Here is a 14803-nt window from a genome sequence, read left to right as displayed (position 1 = left end):
GCCACAGCTCCATGAGCTGGAGTCCCATTCATTATTTCTACCGCTCCTTCCCGTTCGAAGAGCTGGCGGCTCTTTACCGCTTGGCTGATGTGGCCCTGGTGACTCCCGTGCGCGACGGCATGAATCTGGTAGCCAAGGAGTTTGTTGCCAGCAAAGCCGGCCAGCGGGGCGTGCTCATCCTCAGCGAGCGGGCCGGGGCGGCCCACGAGCTATCCGACGCCCTCATCATTAACCCGACCGACCTCAACCAGCTGGTCGAAGCCCTGCACGAGGGCCTGTTGATGCCGGAAGAAGAGCAGCTTACCCGCATGGCCAATATGCAGGCCCTGGTGCAGCAGTACGACGTGTTTGCCTGGACCAAGCTGTTCATGGACCGGCTGGCCTACAGCAAGATCAAGCAGCATACCCTCGCCACCAACACCCTCGACGAGGCCGTGATGGCGGAGCTGCTGCGCGACTACCACGCGGCTGCGCGCCGCTTGCTGCTGCTCGACTACGACGGCACGCTGGTAGGCTTCCGGGCCAACCCGCAACAGGCCGCGCCCGACGCGGAGCTGCGGGAGCTGCTGCGGGCCCTTAGCGATAATCCCCAGAACCGGGTGGTCATCATCAGCGGGCGCGACCGGGGCACGCTGGAGAAGTGGCTGGGTGATTTGCCGCTCGACTTTGTGGCCGAGCACGGCGTGTGGCTGCGCCGGGCCGGGGAAGAGTGGCGTCTGTTCCAGGAGCTGCGGGCCGACTGGAAGCGGGAGCTGCGGCCCATGCTGGAGCTGTACGTGCGCCGCACCGCCGGCTCGTTTATCGAGGAGAAGGACTATTCCCTGGTCTGGCACTATCGCCGGGCCGATGCCGACCTGGGCGCCATGCGGGCCCGCGACCTGATGAGCCACCTCACCTTCATTACCTCCAATACCGATTTGCAAGTGCTGGAAGGCAATAAAATCATCGAAATCAAGAACACTGGCATCAATAAAGGGGCGGCGGCCAGCCGCTGGCTGAGCTCCGAGCAGCCGGACTTCATCCTGGCCGTCGGCGACGACCGCACCGACGAGGACACCTTCGGGGCAATGCCGCCCGAGGCTTACACCGTGAAGGTCGGCGGCGCGCCCCGTTCGCGGGCCCGCTATTCCAGCCCCAGCAGCGCCGAGATCAGGCAGCTGCTCCGCAGCCTACTCTAGCTTTATTTGAATTAACAATGAAGAATTAAAAGTTGACAACGGGGCTAGGAGTGCTTTTTCTCGGGTCATTTTTAATCTTCATTGTTAATTTCCAAAAGACTTACACGAGTTCACAATACACTATTAATACTGACTTATCACCTTAACCCAGCCTTGGAATGACAGTATAATCCAGGTATAATGATATAAATGCTATATCATCAAGTTTATTTCTTTGCTTTATAACTTGCGTGATGCTTGTTATCTCGATCGGCGCGGCATGGTCATAGAAGCTTGCGCCCCTACATCCGACCGTTTAGCATCGGCCACAGCCTGGAGGTGCTGCCCTCAAGGTACCCGGCCTGCTACCAGGCGTAGGCATTTGCAGGTCGTGCCAGTACGTTCCCGGGGAGAGCGGCCGCGTTCCCACCCAAACTCCGATGGGCCGCCTTTAGCGCATGATTTTGCCCTGCAAATCCCAGGGCTGTGCTTCACGGCCAAGCTGCCCGGCTCGCGTTTGATGGTCCGGGTGTAGCGCTCGCCGGCGATAATGCCATCGGGCCGGCGCCGGCCGAAAAACAGCACTACCGGCTCGCCGTGCTCGTTGGTGAGGAAGGTAATGTCGTAGCCCTTAAATACGTCGTCAATACGGGCAGAGGGCTCGTACGTCTTGCTCAGTTTTTTGTCTAGTTCGCGGTGGATAGGCATCGGACGCAGGGGAAAGATTCAGCGTCTTTACGCTTCCTTTTCCCTTACAGATTAGAAAATCCGACTAAATATAAATGGCCCAAGCTGCTGATAGTCTGTAACGATCATACATCCTGAATAATAGTGAGCCCGCCGGCCCAGCTTGCCTAACTCCAGGTTGGCGTGAGTGAGTGACCTGGCTGAACAGTATTCCTGCCGTACGTCAAGCAGCCGGGCAGCTCGCGGGAAGCCGTTCTCACCCGGTTGGCTTGCTTCCGTTTGCACGCTGCTCCGCTCGGCCGACTTTTGAGCTACTGGGGTGCCTGCTCAAGCGCCGGAAGCTTTTGCCGTTCATTCAGGTGCCTGCTAAAGTCTGATGAGACGGGCCACGCTGGCCCGCCACGCCCGGCGAACGCGGCGCAGGTGGGCCCCGGAGGGTAGCTCCAGGTTCAAGGCCAGGGCCTCGGGGGCTGGGTGGCCCGTTAGCGCGGCCTTGGCCAGAGGCGGTTGTACCGGGAGCGGCGGGTTGTCGGGGGGGCCGAGGCCGCGCGCTCTTTGCGCGAAGCGGTGGAAGGCGAACAGCGACTGGGTGAGTACCGTGGGCGGCAGCACCCGCACGGCGTTGCCGTCGAGGGTGTACACGGGTCGATTACCGGTGGCGGTGTCCTGCCGGTACTCCACCACCCGCACGTAGTACGTGCGGTGGGGGTCCAGGCGCGCCAGCAGCGCGGTGCTGTCCGGGCCGTTGGCGGCCACCAGGGTACCGTCGGCCAGGCGGCTGGCGACCGGGTAGCTGGTACCCTCGGTCGGGAACGCCGTGCTGGGGCTGTCGGGCTTGAGCAGCAGCAGACGCGCCGTGCCGCTGCCATTGGTCCAGGTAAGCTGGGTATGGGCGGCATCGGGCGCGCTGGTCCGGAGCTGGGTGGCGTTGCGCTCGGGGGCAAACAGGTCGTGGCCGGGCCAGGTTTTAGTGCCGGCCAGCCAGGTCCAGCCCAGGGCTTCCAGCTCGCGCCAGAATTGTGGCGAGCCGTTGCAGGTATTCAGCAAAATGGCCCAGGTGTAACCACTTTCGGTACGGGCCACGAGGCTGGCCGTGCCATCGAGCTCACCAGTGTGCCACCAGGTGCTGCCGTCCACCATCCAGCCTTTGGCGTACCAGCGGGTGGCCGCCGAAGGCTCCGTCATGGTGCGCAGCGTGGCCGCCGACACTATGTCGGGCCGTGAGGGAAAGCCGTCGGCGGCTACCAACAGCCGCACCAAGTCGCGGGCCGAGAATAACCAGCCCCCGTGGGCGTTCATGGCCTCTACCTGGAAACCCCCGTAGGCCGCGGGCACTTGCCGGCCGCCGTTGTAGCACGAGCGCATGCGGTAGCGGCTCAGGTAGTTACTTTCCCGCTCCAGCCGGTCAGTGGGCAGGTTGCGGCCCAGGTGGGCCTCGGCTATGCCGCTGGGCAGCAGCAGGTGTTCGCGTACCCAGGCCTCGTAGCGCTGGTGCGTCACGGCCTCCAGCACCTTGCCCAGGGCGAGGTAGCCCACGTTAGAGTACGCGAAATGGGTACCCGGCGCGAAGCGGAGCCCTTCGCGCAGCATAAAGCGGAGGAGGGTGGAGTCGCCCACTGGGTTGGCGGCGTGCATCACCCGGGCCACGTGGGCGGGGAAATTGATGGGGTCGCAGCCCTCGTAGCCCTCGCAACCCATGCTACGGTCCCAGCCGGCGGTGTGCTCCAGCAGGTGTTGCACCGTGATGTCGTAAAGGCGGGGGTCCCGTAGCTCTTGCGTGTAAGCCGGACTGTTGAGGTAACCATCGGGGCCAAATACTTTGTGGGAAAGGACAATCTGCCCGGCTTCCACCAGCTTCATGATGGCCAGGGCCGTCACGGGCTTGGAGATGCTCGCCACCCGCAGTAAATGATAAGGCTGCAGGGGGGCGGTACGCGCTAAGTTGGCGTAGCCAAAAGCCCGGTCGTACACCAGCCTGCCATCCTTCGATAGGGCCACCGAGGCGCCCAGTAATTGCCAGCGGCGCATAAACTGCTGAATAGATTCGTCGCAATGCGCCAGCTCCGGTACGGCAATGCCCGTCTGAGCTGCGCAGGTCAGACTCTGCAGCCCGAATAAGAGGATGAGGAGGAGTTTCAAGCCGAAAAATTGTTATGTCAATGCCTCGACTCTGCCACCTAAGCTCATCGGTTCAACAAAACAAATTTATTGTATTAGGCTAATAATAAAAAATTTTTGAAGAGGTGTTTTAATTTATTTTCCGGATGGGGCAAGCTATCGTATAAGTAAGCCTTATGGCGCATTTATAGCTGAATAAGGATACTTTAGGCCGCTACGTATGATGAGATGGCAAGGTTGTTATAATGGGAATCTCTCCGTCGCAAGTATTTGAATTATTATGAGAAGAGAATAAGTGAATAAAGTCTTCTTTTTGACCCCGCCCCCCGGCAGCATCCGGTTTTTAGCCATGACCCCGGGGTGGCTGCTTTAGCTGGTTGCAGGGCGGAGTGCCCGAACGGAAGGGGCGGATAGATTTTCAGATGGGCCCGACCGTCAAGCGGAGCTCGTCGGGTTGCAGCCAGGAGGAAAATATCGTATTGATTTTCAGGCTATTAGCGGGTAGTGGAGAGCGCAACCCGAAACAAAAATCACGCTGCCGTGCGCCGGATGGCCGAAGAATACGCGGGAGTAGGCCAACATCTGCTCGCGCTCTCCGCCAGCCTTTGCCGGCGCGGGCACCCCGCCAAAGGCAAGTAGCTACTGCGCAGATAGGCGTGCGATGGCCGCATAGGCCCCTGGTTCGAGTCGGGTTAAGCGTGCAAACCGGTGATTATAGTCTAACATATACTCCTTTTAACTGGCTACGAAACGAGTATGCCAGGGCTGTTTCGTAGCTTGTGGCTCATTTGCTAGTTAATGCCCGTGGACGCTATTTATGAAGTTATTTTTGACGCTGGGGCTGCTCGTTTGTCAACTGGTGCTGCATGCGCAGAAGCTTCCATCTCTCGTTGTTTATACCGATGCTCATGCCCGCTACCAACTGATGTACCCCCGAACCTGGTTACTCCGCAAGGGGGCCAGTGACAAACAGGAAACAACGTTTATTGCCAATCCGGCCGAGCACCTGGCCCCGGTGATGGCTACGCTTAGCGTTCGCACGCTGCCCGAGAAGCAGAAAACCCTTAAGCTGACCGCCGCCGGCGAGCAGGATTCGCTTTGGCGCCGCATTCAACGGCTGCCGCAGGCCCAGGTACTCCGCGTCAGCCAACAAGACTTCGGGAGCTACGAGGAGGTACGCTACGATTATACCTTTGCTCTAACGCCTGCCAGCCCGGCCCGCACCCACGTGGTGGGGCGCCAGCTCTGGCGCGGTGGGTACGAGTTTCGGATTGAGTACCGAGGCCCGGTGGAGCAGGACGACCGTTACCTGGCCGAAGGACGGCGGCTAATCACTTCTTTCACCTTTACGAACAACGCCTGGCCCAGCCTGCGCTATGCCGACCAGGTGTGCGATGGCAAGATGTACGGCATTGCGGCCTCGCACCTTAGAAACGGCAACTGGGAAGACGACTGCCGCACGATTCACGAGTTCTCGACGTCCAACCCCAAGGCCCCACCCGTGGTACACTACCACGTGCTCCCCTTCCAGTCGTACGCCTTGGCCAAGGGGTTCGACAATTGCCTGTACTCGGTAACCAAAGCCCCCACCGATACCAGCGAGTTGGTGTACCGCTACGACCCGGCTACGCGTCAGGGTCGGTACACTACCTGGAAGCTGCCGCGGCAGGGCCGCGAGGTCAGCTGGATTTCGGGGGCTACCGATGAGCATGGCGACCTGTATTTTCTTACTTCCGACGCCAACCTGCTCGTGAAGGTGAGCCCCCCCGACGGCAGCGTGAAGGTGGTCTGGTCGTCCGACCCCATGCGGCGGGCACCATTTTACCCAATGATCGCCTTTGACGGGGCCGGCACCCACGGCAATTTCTGCCTCGACGATACCCGCACCTTATATATGGTGTACAGCACCAACGGCTCCCTGCTGAAGGTGGACCTGGACAGTCGCCGCCCCTCGCCGGAGTTAATGGTGCTGGCCGGCCTGCCCAAGCGTGGCGGCTACAGCGACTTGCTGATGCAAAAAGACCAATCAGGTCAGCGCCGGTTGTTCCTGGCCGGCCCCACGGCCTTGTACCAGGCCGACCTGGGGCAACGCCGGGCCCATCTGGTGCGCTCGGGAACCTACACCGACCTGGCCGGCTGCAACGTGTTTCGGATGGGGCGCGCATTGCCCTTACCCCCCCCGCCAACCACGGCTACCTGGCGCGGGCGAGTGCTGAACGCCCTCACCTACCAACCCCTGCCCCGGGCCGAGGTGCACTTCAGGAGCGAAGCACCGGTGCCCCTTTCCCCCGATGGCCGCTTTTCCCTCTCGGGCATGGCGGGGCACCCCTACGCCTACCAGGTTGAGCTGGCGGGCTACATGACCGTCGACAGTGTCTGGACGGCCACGCCGGGTCCGGTCGTGCAAGACATTCTGCTGCGCCCGCTGGCGGTGGGCACGACCCAGGTGCTCGACAACGTGCAGTTCGAGCAGGGCAAGGCCGTGCTGCTGCCGTCCTCGCTGCCGGCGCTGCAGAAGCTGCTGTGGCTGCTATCCGACAACCCGGGCCTGACAATCGAGCTGCGCGGCCATACTGATAATGTGGGTCCCCCCCAGAAAAACGTCTCACTCAGCGAGCAGCGCGTCGCCGCCGTCAAGACCTACCTGGTGACCCACGGCATTGCTGCCGCGCGCATTACGGGCATCGGGCTGGGGGGAGCGGAGCCCACCGCCAGCAACGCGCAGGAATCTACCCGCCAGCTCAACCGCCGCGTCGAGTTTCGGGTGACTAGTGTGCAGTAGGCGAGAAGCCCGCCACCCAGGGCTCCCGCGCTGCGGGCTCAATTGCTGACGGGGTAGTGGGAGCCAAGAGGTTTGCAACCACGAATCTGGTTTGCTGGCAGGTATTTGGATATCCAGATTCTGATAAATATCTCTTAAATAGAAAAAATATGAATACAGCGGGCGTATCGGTAACAATCCGGTAAAGAAGCCAGCACATTAAGGCAACAAGGGTGCACGAATTTTGCACCCATTATGCAAGACACCATTACGCGCATTCTCCTCGTCGTCTTATTGTGCACTTCTACCCTGGTTACGGCCCTGGCGCAAGGCACGGGTAGCATCAAAGGCACATTTAAAGACGGCACGACCAACGAGCCCATTATTGGCGGCACGGTTCATCTGGAAAACACGACGATTGGGGGCCCTACGGGGGTAGACGGCTCTTTTCTGCTTGATAAGGTGCCGGTGGGGGTATACACGCTGGTCGTATCGTCGGTATCGTATAAAACGGTAACCCTCGCGAACATAGCCGTGGTAGCGGGCAAAGCCACGGAAGTCAACGGCGAGCTGCAGTCCGACAACAAGCAGCTTAATGAAGTAGTGGTTAACGGAGTGCGGCGCACCAACACCGAGATAGCCGTGATTTCGGAGATCCGGCAGGCCAACGTGGTGGTCAGCGGGGTTTCGTCGGAGCAAATCGTAAAAACCCAGGACCGGGACGCGGCTGAGGTCGTCCGTCGGATTCCGGGCGTTACCATCGTCGATAACCGGTTTATTCAGGTCCGGGGCCTCAGCGACCGTTACAACACCGTGTGGCTGAACGACGTGAACGCGCCCAGCTCCGAGACGGACCGCAAGTCCTTTTCCTTCGACATCGTGCCCAGCGCCCTGCTCGACCGGGTGCTGGTGTTTAAAGACCCCTCGCCCGAGTTGCCAGGTGACTTCGCCGGTGGCTTGGTGAAGGTGTATCTGCGCAAGCCAGTGTTCAACGAGAAGCTGCTCACCGTGAACTACTCCTCCGGCTTCCGCGATGGAACCACTGGCAAGGATTTCTTTACCGACAAAGCGCAGACCGGGGATGCTTTCGGGTTCGGGGCCATCAAGCGTGGGCTGCCTAACGGCTTCCCGGAGTTAAGCTCGGCCTACCAGCAGCAGGAGCGGGATTTTTACGCCCGCCAGCTGGATAACACGTTCGGGGTTTACAAGATGACCGCCATGCCCGACGTTCGCTTCAACGCTTCGTACCTGGACCAGATCAACCTGAAGGGCCTGCAGATTGGCAGTGTGACGTCGGTCAATTACAGCAACGTATTCACCCGCTTTGACATCAACCGCAACCTGTTCGACATCACGGGGGCGCGTACCGACCAGTTCAAGGACGATCAGTCGACCAACAACGTGCGCCTGGGCGCCATTCAGAATTTCAGCCTGCAGCTCAACAACGGGGGGCGGCTTGAGTTTCGCAACTTGTTCAGCCAGCAGGCCCGTAACCAGCAGGTCACGCGTCAGGGCTTCGACAACAACGGCGTGCTGAACCGGCGCAGCTACCTGGCCAGCTACCAAGGCCGGACCACATACACGAGCCAGCTCGCCGGTACCCACACCTTCAATAAGGATAAAACCCACTTCGACTGGGTGGGTGGCTACGGCTACTCCCTGCGCGACGAGCCGGACTTGCGTCGGGTATCGTACCAGGTGAGCCCGGCCGCTACCGAAGGGCAGCCCGACCTGCAAACGGTACTCACGCCCGGCGGCGGCCAGGTAGACGTGAACAACGCCGGCCGCCTCTACCAGCGCCTGAATGAGCATATCTTCACGGTCACCGGCAATCTTAAGCATAAGGTGACGGTGGCAGCCCGGGAAGTAGAAATCGGCGCCGGTACCTACCTGGAATACCGCAAGCGGAACTTCAACGCCCGGGCCTTGGGCTACTCGCTCAACCCCGGTGCGGTGCAGAGCCTGCGCAACGAGGAGGTCGGTAACATCTTTGCCCCGCAGAACATCGGTCCCCAGGGCTTCCGGGTCGATGAGGACCTCAACTCGACCTACCGGTATTCGGCCTCTAATGAGTTGCAGGCGGGATATCTGTCATTTAACGTCCCGCTGACCGATGAGTTCAAGCTGGTCACGGGGGCCCGCTACGAGCGCAACGTGCAGTCCATCACGACTGGTCTCAACGGCCAGCCCGTGTCGCAGGACGTGACCACCAACTTCGTACTGCCCTCGGCCAACCTGAGCTACAACTTCGACAAGAAGAACCTGGTACGTGCCTCCTACGGCCGCACCCTGAACCGCCCTGAGTTCCGCGAGGCGGCCCCGTTCTTCTTCTACGACTTCGACTTCAACGTGCTGAACTATGGCTCGCTGTACCTCAAGCCCGACAGCCCTCTCAAGGTGGCTACCATCGATAACTTCGACTTTCGCTACGAGCTCTATCCCAGCACCGGCGAACTGATTCACATCGGCGCGTTCTACAAGAATTTTCAGAACCCGATCGAGAACGTGGTGGTGCTTACCACGAACCTGGCCTACACCTTCGCCAACGCCCCCAGTGCCTACGCCTACGGCGTGGAGCTGGATTTGAAAAAGGATCTGGCTTTCCTCGATGATGCCTTCAACACTTCGGGCCTGAAAAACTTGTCGGTGGTGTTTAACGCCTCACTGATTAAGAGCCAGGTGAGCCTGGGCGACAACATCGTGGCCTGGAACAAGAAACGGGCGTTGCAGGGCCAGTCGCCTTACGTGTTCAACGGTGGCCTGTACTACCAGACGCCCGACAACAGCTGGCAGCTGGCGGCCCTCTACAACGTGTTTGGACCGCGCATTCTCTTCGCGGGTAGCGACCAGTACCCCGACGTGGTGGAGCTGCCGCGCCACACCGTCGACCTGTCGCTGACCAAAACGCTCTCATCGCGCTTCGCGCTGAACGCTGGCGTTCAGGATTTGCTGAACCAGAAGGTAAACCTGGTGCAGGACTACGAGAACAACAAAAAATACACGGCTGCCGACCCCTCGCTCAGCAGCTACGCTCGTGGCACTTACTACACGTTGGGGCTGCGTTTCAACCTCGAGCCCCGCGCCCGCGCCACGACGCCGCTTCCCTAATTGAACCCTTTCGCATTCTCCATAAGCTTTGTTTCTCACTTTCACCCCTGCTATGAAAAAGAATACGCTTTCCCTCGCTCTGGTTGCGGCACTGCTGCTGGGCCTGGCCTCGTGCGACAAGAAAGACACCACCCCGGCTCCGGGCACTGGTACTCCTCAAACCCCTGGGCAAGCCATCGTGGTAAATGCGCCCATCACCACCAACACGACCTGGACGGCCGCCAATAAATACCTGCTCAAAGGCTACGTGTACGTGCGCTCGGGGGCGACGCTCACCATTGAGGCCGGCACCATCATCAAAGGCGACAAGGATACCAAGGGAGCGTTGATCGTGGAGCCCGGCGCCCGGCTCAACGCCATCGGCACGGTAGATAGACCTATCATTTTCACGTCGAACCAACCCAAGGGCTCGCGTAATTATGGCGACTGGGGGGGCGTTATCCTGGCCGGCAACGCCCCCGTGAATTCCATCTCTGGCACGACGCGCCCGACGGTGGAGGGCGGCCCCACCACCCAGTACGGTGGTACTGATGAGAACGATAACTCGGGTACCCTCCAGTACGTGCGCATTGAGTTTGGCGGCGTGGCCTTCTCGCCCAACAATGAAGTGAACGGCCTTACGCTGTGTGCCGTGGGGAAAGGCACCACATTGGACCACATCCAGGTGTCGTACAGCGGCGACGACTCTTTTGAGTGGTTCGGCGGTACGGTGAATGCCAAATACCTGGTATCCCACCGCGGCTTCGACGACGACTTCGACACCGACAACGGGTTCTCGGGCAACGTGCAGTTTGCCGTGGCGCTGCGCGACCCGTTGCAGGCCGACCAGTCGGGCTCCAAAGCGTTTGAGTCGGACAACGACGCCAGTGGCTCGAATAATGGCCCTAAAACATCGGCCGTATTCTCGAACATCACCGCCGTAGGGCCTATTCTGAACCCAACGAGTTCTAACTACAGCGCCCAGTACGTCGCCGGGGCGCACATCCGTCGGAACTCCGCCATCAGCATCCTGAATTCGGTGATTATGGGCTTCCCTACGGCCGTGCTGATTGATGGCCCCCCCACAGCGGGCAACATTGCCAGCAACGATGCGCGCTTTAAAAACAACATCGTAGCTGGTTCCCTCACGAATTCCAACTCCACCCGGGGGCAGCGCAGCATCATCTTCTTGTCAACTCCAGGCGCGGGCAGCTTGACGCCCAGTAACGCTATGGGCACCGACTCCTCGGCCTGGGGAGCGGCGACGGGTCCCGTAACCTGGCTGAAGGCCAATGGCAACCGGCGCTATACCACCGCCGACGACGTGCAGCTGCTGAACGCCTTCAACCTGACCTCGCCGAGCTTCATTCCCCGCACCGCTTCGCCCATCACGACCGCAACTGTTCCGGCTAACTTTACCGATAGCAAAGTGAGTGGACCCTTCTTCACGCCGGTGAATTACATCGGGGCCTTCTCGGGCTCCGGCGCCACGGCCGACAACTGGATGGCAGGCTGGACAAATTTCGACCCCCAGAACACCGATTACTAGTTCTTTCTGCTCCTAAACGAGCAATACCAATAGAAACCAGGGCTGTACTACAGCCCTGGTTTTTTATTTAGGCTGACTACCGGCCGTTGCCTTTCGAGGGGCCGGGTGAAAGCCGACGGCTACGGTAGAAACTACTGCTTGCCCCGCGCTACTCTCCCAACCCGCTCCCGGCCAGGTGGTGGAAGTGCTCCCAACGAGGTGGTACGCGAACCCCGACTGCGTTTTGGCGTATTCGGGTGGGGACCTGGCGGGTGGCTGCCGGGTCTTTTCGTACCAGCCACCGGGCACTGCCACCCGGCCAGTGCTCCACTTTACCCGCAACTTATGAGAGCTGAACCCTTGCTGCCAACCGCCCCGGCCCTGAAGCACACCTATGAATTAGGACTGATTGGCAACTGTGCCTTCCTGGCCCTGATTGGGACCGACACGGCCGTGCGCTGGCTGTGCTGGCCCCGTTTCGACAGCAGCTTTGTCTTCGGCAGCCTGCTCGACACGCGCAAAGGCGGTGAATACAGCGTGCGCCCCGCTAATGGTACCGTGCTTGGCTCGCGCCAGTACTACCTGGAAAATACCAACGTGCTGTGCACCGAAGTGGAGACGGCCGATGGCTGCTACCGCGTCACGGACTTCGCGCCGCGCTTTGCCCAGTACGACCGGTACTATAAGCCGCTGATGTTTATCCGCAAGCTGGAGCCCCTGACCGGGGCTCCCCGGGTGCACGTAAGTTGTGACCCGGTGGGCGAGTACGGCCGCAAAACGCTTAGTCGACGCCGCAGCTCCAACCACATCGCCTACCTGGGGCTGGAAGAGGAGATCCGCCTCACCACCAATATTCCCCTGACCTACGTGCTGGAAGGGGAGGACTTCGCCCTGAACGAGCCCAAGTACCTGGTGCTAACGTACGGAGCCCCGCTCGAAGCGCCGCTGGAAAGCACCGCCGAGCGGTTTTTAGGCAGCACCGTCGACTACTGGCGCACTTGGGTGAAGAGCATGAGCATCGGCGATTTCCATCAGGACCAGGTGATCCGCTCGGCGCTGGCGCTGAAAATGCACCAGTACGAGGATACCGGCGCCATTATCGCGGCCACTACCACCAGCCTGCCCGAGGCTCCCGGCAGCACCCGCAACTGGGACTACCGCTACTGCTGGATGCGCGACACCTACTACATCCTCACGGCCTTCAACAACATCGGCCACTTTGAGGAGATGGATCGGTATTTTCACTACATCGCCAACATCTCCACCAAAATCAAGGACAAGTATCAGCCCTTGTACGGCATCAGCGGCTCGTCGGAGCTCACCGAGCAGGAGCTGGATCTGGAGGGCTACCTGGGCAACCAGCCAGTGCGCATCGGCAACGACGCCTACACCCACGTGCAGAACGACGTGTACGGCCAGGTGCTGGTAGCCTTGCTGCCGCTCTACGTCGACCGGCGCTTCGTAAACCCCGAGCGCACCAACTCCGAAACCCTGATTTACGAGGCGCTGAACCTGATTCAGGCCACCATGGATATTCCCGACGCGGGCCTGTGGGAGTTTCGCCACCTCGCCCAGTACCACTGCTACACTTACCTCTTCCACTGGGCCGGCAGCCACGCCGCCCGCAAGGTGGCCCGCGCCCTGGGCAATGCCGAGATGGAAGCGCTGGCCACGAAACTGAACGAGGAAGCGGCCCGCCGCATCGAGCAGTGCTACAACCCCGAGCTGGGCGCGTACACCAACGCCATCGGCTCGCCCCACCTCGACGCGAGCACCCTGCAGCTCATCCTGATGGGGTACCTCGACTCCAGCTCCGAGCGGGCCCGCACCCACTTGGCCGCTTTGGAAAAGGAGTTGAAAACGCCCGAGGGCTTGTTCTACCGCTACCGCCACGCCGACGACTTTGGGACGCCCGAAACGACGTTCCTGATTTGCTCCTTCTGGTACGTGGAAGCCCTGGCGGTGGTCGGGCGCACCGACGACGCCATCCGGGAGTTCGAGAAGCTCACCGCCTATACCAACCACCTGGGCCTGCTGAGCGAAGACGTGGACGCCAAAACCGGTTCGCAGTGGGGCAACTTCCCACAGGCCTACAGCCACGTGGGGCTGATGAACGCCGCCTACCGGATTGCGAAAAAGCTGGACCGGCCGAATTTTGTGTAAGCCTTTTTTGAATTAAAAATGAAGAATTAAAAATTAAAAATGACTCGAGGGCAAGTACTCCTGGTCCCCACTATCAATTTTTAATTCTCCATTTTTAATTTTTAATTCAGAAATTCAGAAGAAGCTAGAGCAGGCTGCGGAGCAAGTTCCGCACTTCGGTTGAGTCGCTTACGTGAAAGCGAGCCAGCGAGCGAGGGGCACTTCCCACCTTCACGGTGTAGGCCTCGGGCGGCATTGCCCCAAAGGTGTCCTCGTCAGTGCGGTCATCGCCAATGGCTAGGATGAAGTCGGGGTGGTAGGTTGCCAGTGTACGGGCAGCCGCTGCTCCCTTGTTGATGCCGGAGTTCTTGATTTCAACCACCATGTTGCCTTCCAGCACCTGCAAGCCGGTGTTGGACGCCATAAACGTAAGGTGGCTGGTGAGCTCGCGGGCCCGGCTGGCTCCGAGCTCGTTGTCGGCCCGGCGGTAGTGCCAGACCAGGGAATAGTCCTTCTCCTCGATAAATGAACCAGCCGTACGGCTCACGTACAGCTCCAGCACCGGGCGGAGGTCGCGCTTCCAGTCGGCTCGCAGCTCCTGGAACAGGTGCCACTCCTCATCGGCCGCCCGCAGCCACACGCCGTGCTCGGCAATGAAGTCGAGCGGCAAATCACCCAGCCACTTCTCCAGCGTGCCCCGGTCGCGCCCGCTGATGATGACCACCCGGTTCTCGGGATTATCGCTAAGGGCGCGCAACAGCAGGCGTAGCTCCTGGTCGGGCTGGGCCCGTTGTGGATTATTATGGAAGGGCGCCAGCGTGCCATCGTAGTCAAGCAAGAGCAGCCGGCGCTCTGCCTGGTTGTACTCCCGCACCAACTGCTTGGCCGTGGCGGGCCGCAGGCGGGTGGTGGCCAGGTTGAGCTGCTGGGTTTTGGCATAAGCCAGTCGGTCCATGAACAGCTTGGTCCAGGCAAACACATCGTACTGCTGCACCAGGGCCTGCATATTGGCCATGCGGGTAAGCTGTTCCTCCTCCGGCATCACCAGGGCTTCGTGCAGGGCCTCGACCAGCTGGTTGAGGTTGGTGGGGTTGATGATGAGGGCGTCAGATAGCTCGCGGGCTGCCCCGGCCCGCTCGCTGAGGATGAGCACGCCCCGCTGGTCAGTCTTACTAGCGACAAACTCTTTGGCCACCAGATTCATGCCGTCGCGCATAGGCGTTACCAGGGCTACTTCGGCCAGGCGGTAAAGAGCGGCCAGCTCTTCGAACGGGAAGGAACGGTAAAAGTAATGGACCGGGTTCCAGCTGATGGTGCGGTACT

8 protein-coding genes are annotated in these 14803 nt (G+C 60.4%); 5 read left to right on the top strand and 3 right to left on the bottom strand.

What is annotated here, in order from left to right:
• On the top strand, positions 1-1178 hold a 1178-nt coding region (otsB, locus tag IC235_RS21700; RefSeq protein WP_191007316.1), incomplete at its 5' end, for a trehalose-phosphatase.
• A gap of 327 nt (positions 1179-1505) precedes the next feature.
• Here the strand turns inward: otsB (IC235_RS21700) and IC235_RS21695 are convergent.
• Together IC235_RS21695 and IC235_RS21690 are read right to left on the bottom strand one after the other, a co-directional pair.
• Positions 1506-1865 (bottom strand): hypothetical protein, encoded by a 360-nt coding sequence (locus tag IC235_RS21695; RefSeq protein WP_191007315.1) that lies wholly within the window; start codon positions 1863-1865, stop codon positions 1506-1508.
• 345 nt (positions 1866-2210) lie between these two features.
• On the bottom strand, positions 2211-3983 hold the full coding sequence (locus IC235_RS21690; protein WP_191007314.1) for a serine hydrolase domain-containing protein: 1773 nt from the start codon (positions 3981-3983) through the stop codon (positions 2211-2213).
• A gap of 796 nt (positions 3984-4779) precedes the next feature.
• On the opposite strand from IC235_RS21690, the gene IC235_RS21685 reads away from it, so the two are divergent.
• From IC235_RS21685 to IC235_RS21670, 4 genes are all read left to right on the top strand, one after another.
• Complete coding sequence (locus IC235_RS21685; protein WP_191007313.1) at positions 4780-6744, top strand: OmpA family protein; 1965 nt, start codon at positions 4780-4782, stop codon at positions 6742-6744.
• Positions 6745-6978: 234 nt separating this feature from the next.
• The gene (locus IC235_RS21680; RefSeq protein WP_191007312.1) at positions 6979-9831 is read left to right on the top strand and encodes a TonB-dependent receptor; all 2853 of its coding nucleotides are present in this window, start codon (positions 6979-6981) and stop codon (positions 9829-9831) included.
• A 52-nt stretch (positions 9832-9883) separates the two neighbouring features.
• Positions 9884-11359: a hypothetical protein gene (locus IC235_RS21675; protein ID WP_191007311.1), complete on the top strand. Its 1476-nt coding sequence runs from the start codon at positions 9884-9886 to the stop codon at positions 11357-11359.
• A 324-nt stretch (positions 11360-11683) separates the two neighbouring features.
• Positions 11684-13501 (top strand): glycoside hydrolase family 15 protein, encoded by a 1818-nt coding sequence (locus IC235_RS21670; RefSeq protein ID WP_191007310.1) that lies wholly within the window; start codon positions 11684-11686, stop codon positions 13499-13501.
• A gap of 124 nt (positions 13502-13625) precedes the next feature.
• Here the strand turns inward: IC235_RS21670 and otsB (IC235_RS21665) are convergent.
• On the bottom strand, positions 13626-14803 hold a 1178-nt coding region (otsB, locus tag IC235_RS21665; protein WP_191007309.1), incomplete at its 5' end, for a trehalose-phosphatase.

This window comes from Hymenobacter montanus (assembly GCF_014699115.1).
Classification (GTDB): domain Bacteria; phylum Bacteroidota; class Bacteroidia; order Cytophagales; family Hymenobacteraceae; genus Hymenobacter; species Hymenobacter montanus.
This window is presented reverse-complemented; position numbering and strand designations above follow the sequence as displayed.